At 60.8% G+C, this 18,750-nt stretch carries 17 protein-coding genes; 1 reads left to right on the plus strand and 16 read right to left on the minus strand.

Annotation, left to right across the window (positions count from 1 at the left end):
* Positions 1-9: 9 nt before the first annotated feature.
* On the plus strand, positions 10-1,080 hold the full coding sequence (locus tag AKL29_RS26620; RefSeq protein ID WP_050386206.1) for a threonine aldolase family protein: 1,071 nt from the start codon (positions 10-12) through the stop codon (positions 1,078-1,080).
* 524 nt (positions 1,081-1,604) lie between these two features.
* Here the strand turns inward: AKL29_RS26620 and AKL29_RS26625 are convergent.
* The 16 genes from AKL29_RS26625 to AKL29_RS26705 form a co-directional block, all read right to left on the minus strand.
* The gene (locus AKL29_RS26625; RefSeq protein ID WP_050386207.1) at positions 1,605-1,790 is read right to left on the minus strand and encodes a hypothetical protein; all 186 of its coding nucleotides are present in this window, start codon (positions 1,788-1,790) and stop codon (positions 1,605-1,607) included.
* Positions 1,791-1,840: 50 nt separating this feature from the next.
* Positions 1,841-2,950, minus strand: coding sequence for a WD40 repeat domain-containing protein (locus tag AKL29_RS26630; protein WP_050386208.1), 1,110 nt, complete (start codon positions 2,948-2,950; stop codon positions 1,841-1,843).
* A gap of 8 nt (positions 2,951-2,958) precedes the next feature.
* Positions 2,959-3,267 (minus strand): hypothetical protein, encoded by a 309-nt coding sequence (locus AKL29_RS26635; protein ID WP_050386209.1) that lies wholly within the window; start codon positions 3,265-3,267, stop codon positions 2,959-2,961.
* The gene (locus AKL29_RS26640) at positions 3,264-3,713 is read right to left on the minus strand and encodes a hypothetical protein (protein ID WP_028334177.1); all 450 of its coding nucleotides are present in this window, start codon (positions 3,711-3,713) and stop codon (positions 3,264-3,266) included. Before AKL29_RS26640 ends, AKL29_RS26635 begins: the two co-directional genes overlap by 4 nt.
* Before the next feature lie 14 nt (positions 3,714-3,727).
* On the minus strand, positions 3,728-5,767 hold the full coding sequence (locus AKL29_RS26645; protein WP_244482437.1) for a sigma-54-dependent Fis family transcriptional regulator: 2,040 nt from the start codon (positions 5,765-5,767) through the stop codon (positions 3,728-3,730).
* A gap of 121 nt (positions 5,768-5,888) precedes the next feature.
* Positions 5,889-6,383, minus strand: coding sequence for a hypothetical protein (locus AKL29_RS26650; protein ID WP_050386210.1), 495 nt, complete (start codon positions 6,381-6,383; stop codon positions 5,889-5,891).
* Between the two features lie 140 nt (positions 6,384-6,523).
* Entirely contained in the window at positions 6,524-7,204 is a 681-nt protein-coding gene (locus tag AKL29_RS26655) for an MIP family channel protein (RefSeq protein WP_050386211.1), read from the minus strand.
* Positions 7,205-7,313: 109 nt separating this feature from the next.
* Positions 7,314-8,945 (minus strand): molecular chaperone GroEL, encoded by a 1,632-nt coding sequence (gene groEL, locus AKL29_RS26660; RefSeq protein WP_050386212.1) that lies wholly within the window; start codon positions 8,943-8,945, stop codon positions 7,314-7,316.
* Between the two features lie 122 nt (positions 8,946-9,067).
* Complete coding sequence (locus AKL29_RS26665; RefSeq protein ID WP_050386213.1) at positions 9,068-9,871, minus strand: iron-sulfur cluster assembly protein; 804 nt, start codon at positions 9,869-9,871, stop codon at positions 9,068-9,070.
* A gap of 6 nt (positions 9,872-9,877) precedes the next feature.
* On the minus strand, positions 9,878-10,900 hold the full coding sequence (locus AKL29_RS26670; RefSeq protein ID WP_050386214.1) for an amidohydrolase family protein: 1,023 nt from the start codon (positions 10,898-10,900) through the stop codon (positions 9,878-9,880).
* Between the two features lie 117 nt (positions 10,901-11,017).
* Entirely contained in the window at positions 11,018-11,389 is a 372-nt protein-coding gene (locus AKL29_RS26675; protein WP_028334170.1) for an MmoB/DmpM family protein, read from the minus strand.
* 6 nt (positions 11,390-11,395) lie between these two features.
* Positions 11,396-12,466 carry an aromatic/alkene monooxygenase hydroxylase subunit beta gene (locus AKL29_RS26680; RefSeq protein WP_050386215.1) on the minus strand — a complete coding sequence of 357 codons (1,071 nt, stop codon included), beginning with the start codon at positions 12,464-12,466 and terminating at the stop codon, positions 11,396-11,398.
* Between the two features lie 59 nt (positions 12,467-12,525).
* The gene (locus AKL29_RS26685; protein ID WP_050386216.1) at positions 12,526-13,566 is read right to left on the minus strand and encodes a 2Fe-2S iron-sulfur cluster-binding protein; all 1,041 of its coding nucleotides are present in this window, start codon (positions 13,564-13,566) and stop codon (positions 12,526-12,528) included.
* A gap of 82 nt (positions 13,567-13,648) precedes the next feature.
* Entirely contained in the window at positions 13,649-15,319 is a 1,671-nt protein-coding gene (locus AKL29_RS26690; protein WP_050386217.1) for an aromatic/alkene/methane monooxygenase hydroxylase/oxygenase subunit alpha, read from the minus strand.
* A gap of 1,396 nt (positions 15,320-16,715) precedes the next feature.
* On the minus strand, positions 16,716-17,768 hold the full coding sequence (locus AKL29_RS26700; RefSeq protein ID WP_050386219.1) for an NAD(P)-dependent alcohol dehydrogenase: 1,053 nt from the start codon (positions 17,766-17,768) through the stop codon (positions 16,716-16,718).
* 233 nt (positions 17,769-18,001) lie between these two features.
* The gene (locus AKL29_RS26705) at positions 18,002-18,682 is read right to left on the minus strand and encodes a cupin domain-containing protein (protein WP_050386220.1); all 681 of its coding nucleotides are present in this window, start codon (positions 18,680-18,682) and stop codon (positions 18,002-18,004) included.
* Between the last annotated feature and the right edge of the window lie 68 nt (positions 18,683-18,750).

Below are 18,750 nucleotides of genomic sequence, written 5' to 3' on the forward strand. Positions count from 1 at the left end.
GAGGACGGCATGAACGACGCAACCCAAGCGCTCCCGAATTTCCGCAGCGACAACGTCGCACCGGTCAGCCCTGAGATACTGCGAGCGATCGAGGCGGCCAATCGTGGGCCAGCCGCCGCTTATGGCGACGACGATTATTCGAAATTGCTGAATCAGCGCTTCTCGACGCTGTTCGAGACCGAGGTTGCGGTGTTCCCAGTCTCGACCGGCACGGCCGCCAATGCTTTGTCGCTCGCAACCTGCGTGCGGCCCTATGGCGCGATCTATTGCCACAAGGAGGCACATATCGACACGGCGGAAGGCGGCGCGACCGAAGCCTTCACAGGTGGCGCGAAGCTCCTCACGCTGCCCGGCCGGCATTTTCGGATCGAGCCGCCAATCCTGCGCGAGGCGGTTACCGGGGCGGCTTGGGGAGTCCGCAATCGCGCGCAGCCCGATGCGGTGTCGATCACTCAGGCCAGCGAATATGGGACGGTCTACCCTCTCGCCGAGATCGCCGCGATCGGCGAAATCGCCCGTGACAAGAATCTGTCGCTGCACATGGATGGCGCCCGGTTCGCCAACGGCTTGGCGCGGCTCGGCTGTAGCCCGGCCGATATGACCTGGCGAGCGGGCGTCGACATCCTGTCGTTTGGAGCAACCAAGAACGGGGCGATGTCAGCGGATGCGATCGTGGTCTTCGACCACAACCTTGTTGAACCCCTGTCCTATCGGCTTCGCCGCGCCGGACAGACCGCGTCGAAGATGCGTTATGCGTCCGCGCAGCTGCTCGCTTATGTCGAGGATCGCCTTTTTCTACGACTCGCGGCAAAGGCCAATTCCGTGGCTGCCTACCTTGGAGCAGGTCTTGCTGCACTGCCTGACGTTCGGCTCGTTGCTCCAGTGGAAGCCAATTTGATCTTCGCAAAGCTGCCCGCACTAGCCATCGACCGGCTCACGGCAAACGGGTTGCAATTCGCGCGACGAGGCGACGAGGTGATCCGGTTCGTCGCCCGCTTTGACAGCACCGAGCAGGAGGCCGATGAGGTCATCGCCCTCGTCCGTCGCGCGGTCACGGGACCAACATCGGTTGGCTTGTGACACCTGCGCGCGCCCTGTTGATGAACATAGAAGAGCAGTGTGGCGGACAAAGCGTAGCCCATGCGAACAGGGAGCGACCCAAACCCCGCACCAACTCTTATCGTCGACTGTAGTTGGTTCAGCTTCTCCCGACCGGCCGAATGCCGTGAGGAACACTAGCGTCCTCGCCACAATGCGCGAGCCAGAGGCTCGAGCACTCTCGAGCCATCACCGCTTTTCAGCCGTCACACATCAATTCAAGGAAGCCCCTCAAGATTTGACGACAATAGATTTTTCTTGATCTCTCGGTGCACACGTCATGCACACGCAGTCTGCTCACCTTTTGAAAAACTTGAACTCTCGCTCCATCCATCATGAGCTGGTTTGCGCAAGCTGCAGCCAAATTGCGGCAGGTCGCCCCGAACTGCAGAAAATTACGGGGCGGGCGCCGGTTACCGTCACGGCTTCGCCGACCTACACACACAGTTCGTGTTCTGTCCGGCTTAACGCAATCTGCAACAACGGCTATCAATCGCTGGCTTTGCTCAGCTCGTCGTCGCTGCACTTCGCTTGAAGGGTTTGTTCTCTGCGATGAACCTGGCCGCCAGCACGAGAGCGCCCATCGAGAACTCCTTGCCATGCGCGGCGATCATCCGCTCGGAAAGCTCGGCCAGCTCCTTGAAATACTGATCTTTGCTTTCGGCTTCGTTTGGCGATCGAGTAGACGTCATGGTATCCCTCCTAATGATCGCGGAAGACTTTCGCCTTTGGTGCGAGCCCGCTATTTGAAGATGTGGGAGGGAAACGTGACGATCGCCGCCTCCCCGTTGTCCGTGCCGAATGCGAGATGCTGGCCATCGGCCGACCACCGAAGTGCGTGGATAGCGCCCCGGCCGGGTGGCTTGACGAGCAGTTCGTCGGATTCGCCGATCTTGGCGACAACCACCATGCCGTCCGCGTATCCTGCTGCAATCAGCTGACCCTCGGGGTGTATATCCACTGCCTTCACGAGTACGGGTCGGGCACGGCCTGTCGCAAGGCTGGCCGGCCGTTCGCTGTCGTCGCTGAGGCTCGCAATATCCCATGCGATCATCCGATAAGCTCCGCTCGTGACGAGAACGCGGGAATCCGCACTCCACGACAGAGATGCAGTACTCCCGGGATAGCTGGACATCCGGACGATCCGGGCATCGGCAAGACGGACCAAGACGACACCTGTCCCCACGACCGAAGCGGCTAACCAGGATCCGTCCGGGCTCCACGCCAAATGAGAGATCGGGCCGAGCTCGAATGAAGCCGCCGGCCCTGGTCGTGCCCCGAAGGCACGAACGAGCAGACAATTATCGGCCCCGACCGCAAAGCGCCGACTATCCCTTGATACGGCCAGTGCCGATGCGTGCCCGCCCGCTCGCTCCTGGAGCCAACCGACATCGCCATTTGGATTGTAAAATATGACCGATCCGCCGGAGGCGGCCAGAATGCCGCCAGCCTGAACCGGGGCGACGAGATCAATTGGGGACCCATGGTCCGCGATCAGATGCGTGACGCCGGATGCCGACACGCGAAGCAACCGGCTGTGATCACTTGCGACAAAGCCCGACGTCCCGATCAAGGCGAGGTGAAGCGGAGCATCGCTGATAACGACCTTCGTCAACGGGGGCGCCGGTTTCCGCCGCGGCGAGATTGTGGCCCGGCCCCCGTCCAGCGCGACACGACAGCGATCTTGCGGCGGCTCAATATCGGTCAACGGAGCGATCGCCAGAGCGCCATCGGCGAGCGCAAACGCAACTCCGTCTTCCGCGAAGGCCAAACTGGTGACGGGCGCCCCTACCGTCCAGCGTCGCCCAAGCAAATCATAAAGCGTTGCAGTGTCTGCTTCCATCGTATCCATCGAACATCTCACCTGCCGGCGGCAATCCGCCTGTCAAGATCTTCAAGGCGTCGTTCCAGTGCGGCGCATTGAGCGTCGCATACTGCCATTCCGGCAGTTGCGTTTTTCAGGCGCGCCCACGCTTCCTCCAGCGCCTCGGCGAGCGCATGCGAGACGCCCGTCGCGGCGATCTCGCGCTCAATCTCCTGAATCTCGAACTCCGCCCCACCGCCGAGCTGAAGGTTCAGAAGGTTGCGTGATTGAGCAGCCGACATCTCCTGAACGACGACCAATCGTTCCTTCAGCACTTCGACCAGGGTTGGAGAATCGTCACTCATCGGCCTGCCTCGATCTGAGCCAGGATCCGCTGCAGGCCTCCGACACCAGATACAAAATGTTGCTGCGCGTCATTGATGTGAGATTGCAGGGAGTCCCACAGATCGACCCTCAGCAACCGCGCAGGATCGCCGGCCATCGTCTCGATAGCCTGAAGGCCGAACTGATGCCGCAAGCCGATCCCCTTCAAGACGAATTCCGAAAGCTCACGCGCATGCATTTCGATGAACGGACGCAAGAGCGGATGCGCACTGTAACTGATGCCGCGCTTCGAGAGTTCGACCTCGATGAGCACGATGAAATGCCGAACCAGCAGATCCTGGCTTTCGCCGAGCAGCTGCACCACGAAAGTGACGTCGCGGTCCGCGCGCGCAACAATCTGCGATGCGAGCGCCGCCGCGGTCGCCGGCCCCTCCCCGCCGTTCTGTTCATGCCAGACAGCCGCCATGTGTCACCCCGCCCTCAGGTTCGGGAACGGTATTGGTGCAATTTGCGATACAGCGTAGCGCGCGAAAGCCCGAGCTTCTCGGCAGCGGCGGCAATGTTACCGCCAGCATTCGCGACCGCCCTCTCGATGGTGCGGCGTTCCACCTCGTCGAAACGCGCAATCTCGTCGCCTTCCGATCCCGTCGAGCTATGCCCCGCCTGCACGGACACCGAGGAGGGCTGAACCGACGCCATTTCCACGAAATCCTCTGGCAAGTCCCGGGGAGCGACGATGCCGGTGATCGTCATCAGCACGAGATTCTCGACCAGATTGCGCAGTTCGCGAACGTTCCCGGGCCAGCTATAGCGACGCAGCAACTCCATCGTCGCTGCCTCGAAGTGTAGCGGTTGGGTACTATAGGTCTCTGCAAACTGCCTGTTGAAATGATCGATCAGAATCTCGACATCGCCCAGGCGCTCACGGAGCGGCGGTATGGTGAACTTGACGACACCGATCCGGAAGTACAGGTCCTTGCGAAAACGCCCTTCCGCCACCTCCTGCTTCAGATTCCGATTGGTCGACGCCACGAGCCGGACGTCTACAGGTCGTGCCTTACTGTCACCAAGCCTGTACACCGCGCGCTCCTCCAGCACACGAAGCAAGTAAGGCTGCAGCTCCATCGGCATTTCACCGATCTCGTCAAGGCTGAGCACCCCGCCATTGGCAAACTCAAACCGTCCAGGCCTCCCCTCGCGCGTAGCGCCGGTATAGGCGCCCGGCGCATGTCCGAATAATTCGCCGCCGAGGAGTTCCTTGGAGACCGCACCGCAATTGAAGGCAATGAACGGCTCCTTGCCGGTATTCTGGCTGGCGGCGTGAACCAGACGGGCGAACAGTTCCTTGCCGACGCCGGTCTCACCCTCGAGCAGGATTGCCGTTCGTCCAAGCGCTGCCCGCTCAATCTTCTCGATCGTTTGCAGTAATGCGTCACTGCAGCCAACAATCGCTTCCCTGGCCGAAACAAGTGCGGCGCGGGCTGCTGGCGACATCTGGGATCGGGCAAGACTGGCGCGTGGCTTCGCTGCGAGCACGAGCATCGCGCCCTTTACGACGCCGTCGACCACGAGCGGCTCGATCCGCTGCTCGCGCAGTTCCTCGGGCAGCCCCTTGGCAAGGTCTTTCGCGAGAAAGCCTTTGTCGTTTGGCAGAAGCTGCCTCCCGATGCTCAAGTCTTGCGATTGCGCAATCCGGTGCCAGCGAACTGACGCCATGTCGTTATGGTGAACGACCCGGCCGAACCGGTCGAGAATAACGACCCCGTCAGCACTGTTCATCCCCGGCATTCGGGAAATGCTCGCCTCAAGCAGCCGCATTCTCTCGATGCGGATCTTTTCCGAGAGCGCCAGTTCGATGTGATGGGCCGCGACCACCGCCAGGGCCACATTGTGCCGGTGAAAGATTGCTTGAGGTCCGGAAAAGTCGACGATGCCGATGATGCTGCCGTCTATCGGACTGCGAATGGGGCTACCGACGCAGGTCCACGCCTTGATGCCCTCCGAGAAATGCTCGGCCGCATGGACATGAACCGGCTTTCCAGTGACCAGCGCTGTGCCGATGCCATTGGTGCCGGTGACCGCTTCGCCCCAGGCCGCGCCTGCTTCCAGGCGAATATCGTGCCCCGCATCAATGGTCCGCCGATCGCCCCCGACCTCCAGCACGACGCCGTTCCCGTCGGTGATGACCACCATCGTCGCCGCGTCACCAAGCACCTCGGCAATACGGCGGAAGGTCTCGGCGCTCGAACCAAGCAGATCATCATTCTTCAAACGAAGTTCATAGAGATCGTCCGGCGAGGCTAGGAGATGACTGCCCTTGCCACGAGCATCAACCCCGGACTTGACGCTGCGCTGCCATGAATCCTCGATGACGCTTCGCACCGGAGCGTTCTCGCGCCTCAGGTCCCCGAAGGTCAGGAAGTTTTCCCATGCCTTGTTGGTTTCGCCCTCATCGTATGGCCGCCCCTGCTCCGCGTCCGAAGCTTTGTAGCCTTCCAGGGAAAACGGCGGCTTGGCCATGAGCGTTTCCGTCAGCATTGGAGCACCATACGTCCGTTGGCAAACAGCAACCCGATCGGCAAACACAAACTGAGCCGGAGCCGACCGGGATCGCTTTCCCTGCAGGCTCAGCTCACGCAGATCATTCGACGCTTCTGGAGATCGCGTCCAGGCCGAGACGACCTGAGATGACCTGTTCCAGGTGAGCTTCCGACGTCTCGTCGGGCACACTCACTCCCTCAAGGTCGGCCAGGACCCTGTACAATTCGTCGTCCAGCGGCTCGAAGATCCCGTTCTCGCGCGTCGCCAGAGCGAAGTATCGCGATTGGCCGTTGCCGCGCAGTTCGCCGACAAAATCGAGCTGCCGTCCCGATGCGAGATCGGCGATCACGACGCGACCGTTATGGCTGATCCGCACATAGGGCTCGGCCTCCTTTGGACGAGCCGGCGGCGTGGACCAGAGCTTGCCCGACGGCTGCGGTTGCGGAGGAGGCGTAGGATTGCGCAGCTGCTGCCAACGCCCGAGCGTCAGATGATTGGCAAGCGCGTTGATCGTCGTGCGGTTCTTCTGAAGGAAGTCCTTGGCCGCCAGTTCTTCACGGTGCGGACCGTCGCGCTTGGAGATAATATAGACCATGTCCCTTTTCCTCCCGCCCGGCTGATCGGATGAGCCTGGAGGCTTGTTACACTGCCTCCTTCGGCTCATGCCGGGACTTTCAAGATTGTAACCCGTTCCGGATCGTTGTCACGGTGCAATCAATCATTCGATCGCGAACGTCACGCCGTTGCCACCATCTGGCGCGTCACCCCCGCCTTGAAGACGTAACCGGACAGTGCGGCCCCCAGGCACGGCGCCACAAAATAGAGCCACACCTGTGACAGCGCATCGGAGCCCGCAAACAATGCAGGCCCAAACGAGCGCGCCGGATTGACCGACGATCCCGACACAGCAATGCCGGCGAGATGGATCGCGACCAGCGTCAGACCGATCACCAACCCGGCATAGGCAGACGCCGCTCCGTTTTGCGTCGCACCAAGGATCACCGTCAGAAACAGGAACGTTGCCGACGCTTCGAACACGAACGCGGATAGAACACCGTACTGGCCCCAGCCATTCTGGCCAAAGCCGTTCGCCGCGACGTCGTAGCCTCCGACCTTGCCTTCGGCGATGAGGTACAGCACGGCCGCAGCCGCGATTCCCCCGACGAACTGCGCGACGATATAGCCCGAGAAATCCCGCGGCGACATCCGCCCGGCGACGAGCATCCCGAGGCTGACCGCCGGATTGAGATGAGCACCGGAGATATGTCCGATAGAATAAGCCATTGCGACCACGGTCAGGCCGAATGCGAACGCGACGCCCAGCAAGCCGACCTCGGCCCGCATAAAGATTACGGTCGCACAGCCAAAGAACACCAGCGCGAACGTACCGATAAATTCCGCAACATACTTCTGCATAACTCCCCCTTCCTGGTGATGGATTCGATATCGAGGTTTCTGTCCCTCTGGTCGCGGCCCGCGTCGTCTCCTGAGACGACGCGGTGAAACGCGGACCGCGCACACAGTCTCATGCGCGTCCAAGTTTCTCAGCCCCACCGCCCAGTGCGGGCCCCTGTGTCGGGTCGATATACTCCGGCACGTCGGCAATCAGCGTGTTGGTGGTCAGCACGAGGGTCGCGACGGAAGCTGCGTTTCGAAGCGCCGTATAGGTCACCCGGACGGGGTCGACGATGCCGGCCGACACCATGTCAATGAATACGCCGTTGGCGGCATCGAACCCGACGCCCGACCGGGAGCTCTGCAGATCGGCCACGACCTTCTCCGCATCATGGCCGGCATTCCGTGCAATGAAAGCGGCCGGACGAGACAGGGTTTCTCGCACTAGCTTGATTCCCTCACCCAAGTCGCCATTGATGTTGCCGAGCGTACGCGTCACCACCGGCGCACACTGCGCCAACGCCGTGCCGCCACCGGGCACGATGCCCTCCTCGGCCGCGGCCCGCGCCGCACTGAGCGCATCGTCAATCAACTGGATCGTCCGCTTCTGCTCCACCGGAGTGACGCCGCCTGCGAGGATCACGGCAGTCCCGCCCGACAGCTTCGCCAACCGCTCCTTGAGCTTGTCCTGTTCGATGTTAGGCGGAGCCAGATCGTGCTGCTTGGCCACCTGCAGGCGCCGCGCCGCGATCGCCGCATCGTCGCCGCCGCCCCGAATGATCACCGTTTCCCGCGCACTGGCCCGCACCTGCCGTGCGGTGCCGAGATCGGCCAGGCTGGCCTCTTCCAGTCTGCCGCCAAGCTCGCGCGCAATGACCCGGCCACCGGTGATGATGGCGAGATCGTCCATCATTGCCTTGCGCCAATGACCATAATCAGGCGGATTGACCACCAGGATCTTGCCGCGATTGTCATCGCCGAGCAGTGTGACGACCACTTCCGGCGCAATCTCCTCGGCGACGATAACAAGCGGCCGCCCGGTCGAGGCGACCGTCGCGCGCACCGCCGCCAGCTCGGCCGGCGTTTTGATCTTCAGGTCGGTCAGGAGGATGTAGGGCTGATCGAGCACCACCTCCATCTTTTCGACATCCGTCACCATGTGGTGGGAGATGTAACCGCGATCGAACGACATGCCTTCGACGACTTCGAGCGTCGTGCTCGTCGTCAGCCCGTAGTCGGAACTGATGATGCCATCCTTGCCGACGCGCTGGACCGCCTCCGCAATCAGACCGCCCAGATGGGCGTCGGTTGACGCGATCGTCGCCACCGCCTCCAGCGTCTTGCGATCCGATACGGCAATTGCGGAGCTCTTCAAAGCCTCGACAACGACCTCAACAGCCCGGTCGATCCCTTTGCAGAGATCGACCGCCTTGGCGCCCCGCTCTAGTGCTGCAACTCCTCCCTGGATGAGGCCATTTGCAAGCACCATGGCGGTGGTCGTGCCGTCGCCGGCGACCTCATTGGTATGCATCGAGACCTCGCGCACCACCTGCGCACCCATGTTCTCGAAGCGATCAGGCAGTTCGATTTCAGAGGCGATGGTGACGCCATCGCGCGAGACGATGGGCGTGCCGATCGGCCTGTCAACCATCGCGTTCATGCCCTTCGGACCGAGGGTCGATTCGACCGCTGCTGCAAGCTTCTGGACCCCGCGCGCAAGAGCACGGCGGGCTTCGATATGATGTAGCAATACTTTCGGCATTGGCTTCACTCCCAAGCGGACGGATCTTGTTGTCTGGTTGGGCGGACTTGCTGACCGCTCCGGTTCTTGGCGCTTGCGGGCAGCGCGTTAAACGCGCCCCCACGCTTTAAGCTTCTCAAAGGTCACGGGCTGCCTGATGGAGCAGCACAGCGGCTGCTACAGCCGCCGCACGGTGACGGCGTCGGTCCGGGATTGTCGTCGACGAGTTCGCGACGACGGACGGCTAGCAGGCCTCTGCACAATGAGCTGTTGAATTCCATATTGATGCGCACTCCCCGCAACCGCTGCAGATAGGATGCCAGTTCGTGCCGTTTGATGGGGGCCCCCTCGTAGGTGACAAAGGTGCGATCCTCCGGGAGGCAGGCCAGGCCTGTTTCGATCAGAAGCTCGCGGTAGCGGGGCTTCTGTCGCGCGACGTCCGGCGAAGCAAACTCGACCTCGTCAAAGCTACACAGACTCATCCGGCAGATCGCCGGATCTTCATAACCTATCCCCCGCAAGGCCAGGATCATGACCTCCTGGCGCCGCTCGAACGCCTTGCGGCGGAACTTATCCCGCAATTCGTCAAGCGAGCCTCCAGGTGCGAACTCCTTGAGCGCATCGGCAAACGACATCCCTTCGCGGACGCCGCGGTTGATCTGCTCCGCGACCATGTGGTCCCGAAGCTGTGGCCGCGCCTTGCGAACCCACGGCAGCGACGACACCGCCCGACGCATGTCGTCGGCCATGAGGAACGCGAAGTTCGCCGAACACCAGAAGGTCGGCAACCGAAAGACGATGTCGACATCGCCATCGTCATCGACGGTAACATGCTCGACGAATCCAAGCTCGGTCACAGACTCGTCGAGCTCGGGGTCTGTCACCAACGCGAGGCGCTGCCACACCTCGCTGGTTCTTCGGTCACACTCGTGGAGCAGTGCGTTCATGTGATGTCATCCCGCCGCGGTCGCGTAGGCACCCTTCGCAAGCTTTGCCTTCTGTGCCTCGACATCCACGCCATAAAGCCGCGCGGCGTTGAGACCGAGGATCTTCTTCTTTGCCTGCGGCGTCAGATCGACACCGTGCTCCTGCTTCAGATCCTCGGGCAGCTCGAAGTTCCAGAACTTCTCGACCAGCCATCGAGGCGTCCAGATGGCGTAGTCGCTGCCGAAGAGAATCTTGTCCTCGCCGACCCAGAACAGCAATTCGCTGATCACTTCCGCGAAATACCGTGGACGTCCGTGAATGAACGGCAGCGCGACCGCAAGGCCGCCATAGACGTTGGTCTCCTGGACGGCGATCCAGCAGAAGTCGTCGAGCCTGGGCAGCCCGCAATGCTCGATGATGAAATTCAGGCCCTGAAAATCGGTCGCCGCGTGATCGACGTCGTGAACATCGAATGCATCCTTGTCCAGCGGGATGATGGTCGGCCCCTTGTGGACGTGGATGTTCGTGATGCCGAGCTTCTGGCACAGTTCGAAGCAACGATAGGCGTTCGGATCGGTGAGCTTCCAGCCCCGCGACTCGCCCTTCCACTCGGCGGTGTAGAGCTTGACGCCCTTGATGCCGAACGTATCCTTCATGTAGTGGATGTATTCCAGCGCCCGCTCACCGTCGCGCGGATCAAATGCGCCGTTGACGATGAAGCGGTCCTTGTACTTCTTCGCCATCTCGGCGTTGCGGTCGATGGTGTTGAAGCCGTTCTTGTAGAATTCCGTGAGGTAGGTCGACTGCACGATGGCCATGTCGTCCGGACCGTCGACGAACAGATCGCGGTACATCTGCTCTGCGCTGTATTTCTCGAATTGCTCCTTGGGCCAGAGCTTGTCCTTTGGACTGAGCGAGCTGTGGTAGGCGTAGAAGCAATCAATGAACTGCTTGCCGTGAATGTTGAGCTGGTTCGCCGGACTGCCGTCCCAGAAGTGGGTATGACCGTCGATGACGAAGACTTCCTCGCCCGTGGGAGTTATGAACATGATGATCTCCGAGAATTTGATAGGCGCTATTCGATCAATCCACGCATCGTAGCTGCGCGAACACTTTGGAAACGGCGGGACCACACCGTTGAGGATGCGGCCCCCAGTGAGGGAGCTTCACTCGATGTATTCGAAGACCTCGTCCATGTTTCCGAACAGCGTCACCGTATTGTCGTCGATGCGCACCATCCGGCCGTAGTGGGTCGAGGTATTCACTTCGAATATCTCGGCCGTCATGTCCTTTCCGAGGATGTCGCTGATCTCATCCATCTTGAAGATCAGCTTGCCCTCGCCGTCGATGCGGATCAGGGCCGGCTGGTAGGTCACGGTCACGTTCGGCTTTTTGCCCATGAATTCAGCGATGGCGCGCGCTTCGACGCTGTCGTTCATGGTGACGCCGCACTGATGGGATATCGTCTGTTCAAAACGGAGATCTCCCATCTTCTGGAAGATGTTCTGGTTGGTCGCACTTCTTGAAGCAATGGACATTGCAATTCACTCCTTGGGAAGGACGAGACCGAGCTCGCCGAGAATCTTCTTGATGCGTTCGACCGACTGCGCGCGGACGTCGGCGTACTGCACCGGCTTCGAATGTGGCTGCGACCAGATCGGCTGCAGTCCGGCGGCCGCCTTGCCGGCCAGCGCCACGTGCTTGTTAACCCAGCCCTGGAACAGCTTCTTGTTGTGTGCGGCGTGCTGATTGTCGCTCACCAGCAGATGCATCAGGTCGATCGTGTTGGCGAGATTGCGCTCATAGTCGGCCTCGGCCGCCGAAATGACCGCTGGCGTGATGAAGTCGCCGTTCGGCGAGCCGGCCTGCATCAGGAATCCGCTGCGGAACAGCTCGCCGACCAGCGGCTCGAACACGATGTTGGTGGCGAAGTACTGCTCGAGATAGTCAGCCGACCCCATGATCGATTCGATCGCCTCGCGGGTGCCCTGCCAGCCCTTGTCCTCCAGCCACGCCCGCTTGCCGGCCATGTCGTCGAAGCCCGGAATGTCCATTCCGATCTCGGCGAGATAGAGCGTGATGTCCTGGGCCAGCCGAAGCTTATAGGACGAGTTCGTCAGGGTCGCATTGTTGATCATCTGGGTGTAGCCGTAGCGCTGAGCTTGCATCAGCGATGTGCCGAGCCCGAACTCGGCGTGTTTCCACGCACCGAGGTGGTTTTGCAGGATCTTGACCCAGGCCTTGTCGAAGCCCTTCGGCGCGCCGGACTTTCGGCCGTTGGCGATCACCGATTGCACCATCGTCTCGATCTTGGACTGGCGCTGGTAGTGGGTGCGCTCCCACTCCTGATCGGGCGCACGGAAGGTATGCCAGTTCGAGCTCAACGCGGCCGTGTTGTCCTTGGTGTAGGCCCCCTTCCCGTTGGGGAAGGAGATGATCCAATCCTGCAGCAAATAGCGTTCCGGATCGGGCTGAACGTCTACGGTCACGTCCTCATAGTGCGTCGCCCGCTTGCTGCGGGGCTCGAAATACCGGTACTTGCGGCTGTCCGAATCCGGAAACACCGCAGCGCCTGCTGCACCGGATTTCGCTGGAACGCTTTGAACGGCAGTCATGGTCGTCTTCCTCCTCCCTTGGTGGGCTCTGTAAAAGGCACGGTCGCTATTCGAAAACCTCAGTTGTTGGCTGGTGTGAACTTGTCGAAGAAGATGCGATCCGACTCGACGTCGTTCATCTGCAGCACGGGCACCAGCGCCTCGATCATCGGCGACGGTCCACACGCATAGACGTCGACGTCTTCGCCATATCTCGCGTTGCGAAGGTGCGCTCCGACGGCTTCGTGCACGAAGCCCTTTGCTCCACTCCAGGCCGCATCATCGGCCGCATGGGAGAGCACCGGGATGAACTTGAACTCCGGATGCCTGGCGGCGAGTTCTGCGAAGCGATCGAGGTAGAAAAGATCGTTGCGCGTCCGTGCGCCATAGAAGAAGTGCACCGGACGAGCCTCGCCAGACTCGATGTGATCGTTCAGGATCGACCACAACGGCGACATTCCCGATCCGCCGCCGACCAGGACTATGGCTCCGGCTCTGTTTTCTCGCCGGAAACAGGTCCCGTAGGGTCCGCGGATTCCGACCGCGGTTCCGACGGAGAGGTCTCCGTCGAGCCGGGAAGAGAAGCGTCCGTTCGGGTATTTTTTGATGATGAATGCGAGCTTTTCGCCCTCGATCGGCGAATTTGCCATGGAAAACGAGCGCGTAATCGTCTCTGCCCCCGGGAGCGTGATGTCGACATATTGACCCGCCCAGAACTTCAGAGGTTGCTCGAGCGATATCTCGAGGAGCCGGATGTCATGGGTCAGCGCGGAGACGCTCGTGACTGTGCCCGTGAAGTCCCTCACCGGGATCGATTTCGACAGCACCTCCTCGTCATAGTTGAGGAGCTCCACCTCGAGATCCGAATAGGCCAAGGTCCGGCACAGCAGGATGTAGTCCTGGCCTCGCTCCATCTCGTTGAGGGCGAACGTCGAATATTTCTTGAGCTCTACTTCGCCTCCGGTAAGGACGCATTTGCACGCCGAGCACTGTCCCTCCTTGCAACCATGCGGCAGTGCGATGCCCTGGCGAAAGGCGGCGTCAAGAACGGTCTCGTTCTCCTCGACCTCGAATTCTATGCCTACCGGTTGCAGGCGAACGACATTAGCGGGCGTGCCCATAGGGCCTCCTCAAACCAAGACTTGCGTATCTTCCGGAGAATGATCGGAAGGAGCCGGCCGGAGCCGGCCCCTTCTGTCTCGGCTAGTTGCAGGGATTGATGGTGAATCCCTTGCGATACTCGGCGAGATGCTTTTCCCGGTCGGTCGGGCTCATCTCCCGCAGCGTAAGCAGCGGGCTCTTCAGGATGTGGCCGCGGACGTCGTCGAGCGTCCACATTTCCTTGTCGTCGAAGCGCAGATGCGGCTGGGCGACCAGGGTCTTGCCGTCCGTGCGCACGAAGCCGAGATCCTTGATGGCGTCGGCGATATCCACATTGTGGTAGACGCTTTCCCATTCGCGACGGCCGCTGAACCGTCCCATCGCCGGGGTCGGGCGTCCCTGGTATTCGCCGGCGAAGGCTTCGACGGCCGTCCAGCGATCGAGCTCATGGGCGAAAGTGTAGAGTTTGCCGTCGATCTCGCCGGTGACCATGTCCTCGCGGATCAGGCAGGGCACCAGGCACGACCAGCAACGATGCGGATAGACGTAACCGACATCGCTGTTGAAGAGGATGTTGGTCTGACCGCGATGCGACAGCTTCTCATACCACTTCCAGAAGTCTCCGAACTGCGCATACCAGCCCGGATACTTGTGCTCGAACCACTCGAAGTCCTTGTCGGTCTGCGCCTCGATGCGCCAGAAGTTGGCCGACCAGCCGACCGCGAAGAACTGCGCGACCTTGTGGACATAGTGCTTCTCGGTCAGACGCTTCCAGGCAGTCTGAACGTCGTCATGATGGATCTTGATGCCATACTTCTCGAGCGGCAGCATGTAGGTGCGATAATAGTCCTCGAAGATCCAGCGGTGCCACATCTCCGCATAGGACTCCTTGGTCTTGTCGCGGTTCGTGGTGCCGTACTCGATGAAGGTGCCGATCGCTGCGTCGACGATGGCGTGGTTCTGCCAGAAGGCATAGCGCATGTCGCGCTCGAGCAGCAGATGGTTCTCCGGCTCCTTCAGCATCGACATCAGCATCGAGTGGCCGTTACCGATGTGCCGGCTCTCATCCGACTGCACCGACAGGAAGACCGTCGGCAGCGCGTAGTCACCGTTGCGGGCCGCTTCCGACGGCATGGCGACGAACAACGTGTTGGTGAACGCGGTCTCGGCGACCACGGTCAGGTACACGTTCGCAGAGGTGATCGCATCGCCGGTGATGAAGCCCTCACCGAACTGCCTGCCGATCGTGGTGGCGTAGCATTTGCCGAACGCCTCCTCGGTGATGTCAAAGCCGGCCGGATCGATGTAATTCTCCATGTACCACTTCTTGAGATTCATCTGGATCGTCGAGTGACGGAACTCGTCGACCATCTGCATCGTGAAGCCGGTGCGAAGATCTTCGCCTGGAGCGAGGCGGCCGACCATAGCCATGGACCTGGCGGCGGAAATTTCCGGGAACGGGATTATCGCCAGGAACAGCTTCATCCACTCGACCCAACGCGGCTCGACGTTGCGGAACATGTCGCCGCGCAGCGCAGCATCGAGCGCACCGTAGACGCGGTTGTCCTTCTCCTCCTGCATCGGGAAATAGGAGCGGAGGACCTGCTTCATCGGATCCTTCGGCGCCTTCGCGATCTTGTAGTCCGTGGGAAAGGTCATCGCTTCCTGGACGTAGGAAGGATTCCATCCGAGATCTGCAATCTTCTTTGCAGCATCACCGACGGATATGCCGCGCTGGGCGGTGATCTTGTTGAGTGTTAAAGTTCCAGACATCTCGTCTTTCCTCCTGATCGGGTCAGAAACCACATCGATATTCCGCCTGCCTGGACCTTCGCGGACCGGGCAGTGCTTACCCGTGCGTTACGGGCCACCTCGCGGCCGCTTGCACGGCCGGACGTTTGATATCGGCAAGGGTCTCGGGAACGACTATGGTGCACCGCAACGATGATCAGGCGCGATCTTTCGAACTACGGTCCTGCGATCGCTATACTTCATCCCACACATGATGCGCCCTCAGCCAAGCGTCCCCTTCCCTCGTTCTTGTCGCGGCTCACCCCAGACGGAGCAGTCGGCGTTGTTGTGATCAGGAGCTTTGCAATGGGCGTGCCAGCGCATCCGAGGCGCTCGCCAACTCTCTTTCCGAGGTATCGACGCGTGTATGGCGTGGGCGGACGCGTTACACGGGCCCGGCCTGCTGCCGGAGGCGATGCAGATTGCGACGGAAATTGCAGAATGAGAATTCCGACAGCGCAAAGGGATTGGTGCAGCAATGTTTGCGTTGCAAAGATGGAAACGGGCTTGGATGCCGATAACGCTTCGTTGGGATCAGTAACGACCGCACGTTAGGTCCAGCGATGTTTCGGGACCTCGAACCTGGGCGGCTCTTCCAGCCGATGCACTGCGCGGGAACACTTGCCCATACGCATGCGCCAATCAGCAGGAGGTCTCCGCAACGGCCGGGCACTTTACCTGCTCCGCCCTGGAGATCCAGCGATCGCAATAGAGCGCGTAACAGTCATGACCGCAGAACGACAGCCCGGTGCTGAATTCCTTGAGATAGTGGGCGCCGATTGGCTCACAGCAAAGCATACAGAGGATTCTCGGGCGCAGCGCCATGCCGTTCACCAGAATGAACCTCATATAGCGCCGCTCAATGCGAAGAAATGATGTCACTCTCGCCCCCAATTCAGCCGACCCGGAACGACGAAGCGTCTTGCAGGCGGCTCCCAGCACTTCCTTTAAACGGTCAACTCATGCTTCGCGGCTCCCTGCCGCATAGTTCGTGCAACGGCCGTGCCAGACCGTCCGGAACCTCCGACAACAGCTTCTTGAACGCCGTGATCACCGGCGATCCCTGATGACCGCGCCCCGTCAACTTGAGAGCGTCCACGACGCAAATTGCGACAAAGATGCAAATTGAGACTCGCGGCGAACTGCAGGTGGCGTTCTTCACCTCAGGGTTTGCGATGCAGCATGAAAAGTCGGTTTGGATGCCTAGAGCCGATTTTGGTCGATTGGCTGCTTTCGGCCAGACTAAAAAAGGTGCTTCCGATGAGCTTTCAAAGCCACCTCCAGCGCGCCCAAACGAACGAGAATTTGTTTGCCGTGTCAGGAGACGGGCCGGTGAAATCCACCACGAGCAAATGCTCGCGGTGGACGAGGCTCGGGTTCACGGAGTTAAAACTGCGCGTCCATGAATCTTGCCGGCATTGAGATCGTGCAAGGCCTTGTTTGCATCGGCGAGACGATACTCGGCGGTTGCCAGTTCAACCAGACCGCGGTCTGCGAGCGCCATTAACTCCGTCAGCTCGGCCCATGTGCCGACGAGATTGCCGATGATGTTCTTCTCGGTGATCACCATGTCGACAGTCGGGATGCGGATGTCCTCGCCGTAACCAACAACGTAGTAACTTCCCATCGAACGGGTCATCGCCAGCCCCTTCGATGTCGTGCCCTTCTCACCGACGAAATCGATTACCGCCTCCGCGCCGTTTCCGGCAGTCAGAGCCAGAACGGCAGCCACTTCGTCGCCGTCGGCTTTCACCAGATGGTCGGCACCTGACTTTTCGGCCAGCTTCAGCGACGCTTCGGACTTGTCGACGACGATAATATCGGCGGCGCACATTGCTTTGAGGCACTGGATTGCGATGTGACCCAATCCACCTGCACCGATAACGACGCAAGATTCGCCGGGCAAAAGGTGACGCGTAGCCTTCTTGACGGCGCGATAGGCCGTGAGCCCCGCATCCGCGTAAGGCGCCACCTCCTTGGGGGCAAGCGTCCGCGGCAGCGGCACGATATTCCGTTCCGAGGTGCAGAGGAATTCTGCATAGCCGCCGTTGCAATCCAGACCCGGAAATGTGCCGGGGCCATGCATGTCGAAGCCGCGACGACAGGCGAGACACGTCCCTCCGGTGATCTTCGGATGAACGATGACGGGGTCTCCCTTTTTTAGTCCCTCGACTTCTTTGCCGACCTCCTCGACCCAACCTGCATTTTCGTGTCCCATGATGATGGGGAGGAGTTTGTCGCCGGACGGATCCATGTGCGGCTTCCAGACTCCTTCGATGATATGGATATCGGTCCTGCATACGCCCGCGCCGCCGATTCGGACGATAACGTCAGTCGATTTCGTCAGCTTGGGATCAGGTACGTTTTCTTCGATGACCCAGCGGTCGTTGGACAGCTTCTCGTCATACGCTCTCAATACTTGGGCTTTCATGTTCTCCTCCGTCTGCCCAGCGAACCTTGCGCTCGCCGTCGCGGAGGCGCCTCAGCATTTTTCGTGCCAGCACAATTGCTATTGCAGCGCGACGCAGGATGCGGGGAGCCCGTCGGGAAACTTGCCCCGATCAAGACGGTGCCCGGCCCAACCAAATTATCGAAAACAACCCCATGCAAAGCAGCTTCGCCCTTGCAAGGAGCCCAGCGCAGAGGCGGTCAGGATTGTACCGGCTACCCGGGAAGTCGACAGATATCCGGGTGCAGCAGCGGCGCCTCCTTGATCCAGATTTTCGCGCCCTGCGGGCCCACGGTCGCTTTCAGGTCGACGCCGCTGGGTAGCCGACCCCAGCCCTGCGGCTGCAGCGTCTCGCCCCCGATCGTTAGTCCCCCCGATAGAACAAAGAACTCGAGCCCGCGCGCGTTCGCAAGGCTGATGACTTCACCCGGCCGCCAGTCTTCAAGGCGGACCTCTTCGTGGCCGTCGTCAAACAGCACGCTGACGCTGCTTGCACCGGGGCGCGGCGCAACGTGTTGGCCCTCACCTGGCTGACGCACGACCTGGGTCCGGTCCTCGACCCGGAACTGCCAGAGCCGCACGAAGATGGTGCAGCCGTCCTTCGAGGCAGGAACATGTGACGTCCCCGGAGGGTTGCGGAAGTAGCTGCCCGCGGGATAGTCACCATGCTCATCCTGAAAGGTACCTTCAAGGACGACAATCTCTTCTCCACCGCCATGCGTATGACGCGGGAAGGCGCTGCCGGGAGCATAACGCACGATCGACGTCGCGCGCGCGACTTCGCCGCCAATGCGGAACAGCATGCGCCGATCCACGCCGGCCGACGGACTGGCCACCCAGTCCAGCTTCGAGGCGTGAACGATAACGGGCTTCGACAGATCATCGTTGATGCGCATCGTTACTCTCCCTCAGGCGGCGCCATCCGAAACCCACCGCTTCGCCATTTCGGATCTCTTGACCAGTG

The sequence above is a fragment of the Bradyrhizobium pachyrhizi genome (genome assembly GCF_001189245.1).
GTDB classification, from domain to species: Bacteria; Pseudomonadota; Alphaproteobacteria; order Rhizobiales; family Xanthobacteraceae; genus Bradyrhizobium; species Bradyrhizobium pachyrhizi.

Coding starts and splice junctions, on each gene's coding strand:
- AKL29_RS26675 (WP_028334170.1), bottom strand. CDS start 11,389: ATGTCCATTGCTTCAAGAAGTGCGACCAACCAGAACATCTTCCAGAAG.
- AKL29_RS26650 (WP_050386210.1), bottom strand. CDS start 6,383: ATGGTCTATATTATCTCCAAGCGCGACGGTCCGCACCGTGAAGAACTG.
- AKL29_RS26680 (WP_050386215.1), bottom strand. CDS start 12,466: ATGACTGCCGTTCAAAGCGTTCCAGCGAAATCCGGTGCAGCAGGCGCT.
- AKL29_RS26700 (WP_050386219.1), bottom strand. CDS start 17,768: ATGAAAGCCCAAGTATTGAGAGCGTATGACGAGAAGCTGTCCAACGAC.
- AKL29_RS26640 (WP_028334177.1), bottom strand. CDS start 3,713: ATGGCGGCTGTCTGGCATGAACAGAACGGCGGGGAGGGGCCGGCGACC.
- AKL29_RS26655 (WP_050386211.1), bottom strand. CDS start 7,204: ATGCAGAAGTATGTTGCGGAATTTATCGGTACGTTCGCGCTGGTGTTC.
- AKL29_RS26665 (WP_050386213.1), bottom strand. CDS start 9,871: ATGAACGCACTGCTCCACGAGTGTGACCGAAGAACCAGCGAGGTGTGG.
- groEL (WP_050386212.1), bottom strand. CDS start 8,945: ATGCCGAAAGTATTGCTACATCATATCGAAGCCCGCCGTGCTCTTGCG.
- AKL29_RS26685 (WP_050386216.1), bottom strand. CDS start 13,566: ATGGGCACGCCCGCTAATGTCGTTCGCCTGCAACCGGTAGGCATAGAA.
- AKL29_RS26635 (WP_050386209.1), bottom strand. CDS start 3,267: ATGAGTGACGATTCTCCAACCCTGGTCGAAGTGCTGAAGGAACGATTG.
- AKL29_RS26620 (WP_050386206.1), top strand. CDS start 10: ATGAACGACGCAACCCAAGCGCTCCCGAATTTCCGCAGCGACAACGTC.
- AKL29_RS26670 (WP_050386214.1), bottom strand. CDS start 10,900: ATGTTCATAACTCCCACGGGCGAGGAAGTCTTCGTCATCGACGGTCAT.
- AKL29_RS26630 (WP_050386208.1), bottom strand. CDS start 2,950: ATGGATACGATGGAAGCAGACACTGCAACGCTTTATGATTTGCTTGGG.
- AKL29_RS26705 (WP_050386220.1), bottom strand. CDS start 18,682: ATGCGCATCAACGATGATCTGTCGAAGCCCGTTATCGTTCACGCCTCG.
- AKL29_RS26645 (WP_244482437.1), bottom strand. CDS start 5,767: ATGGCCAAGCCGCCGTTTTCCCTGGAAGGCTACAAAGCTTCGGACGCG.
- AKL29_RS26625 (WP_050386207.1), bottom strand. CDS start 1,790: ATGACGTCTACTCGATCGCCAAACGAAGCCGAAAGCAAAGATCAGTAT.
- AKL29_RS26690 (WP_050386217.1), bottom strand. CDS start 15,319: ATGTCTGGAACTTTAACACTCAACAAGATCACCGCCCAGCGCGGCATA.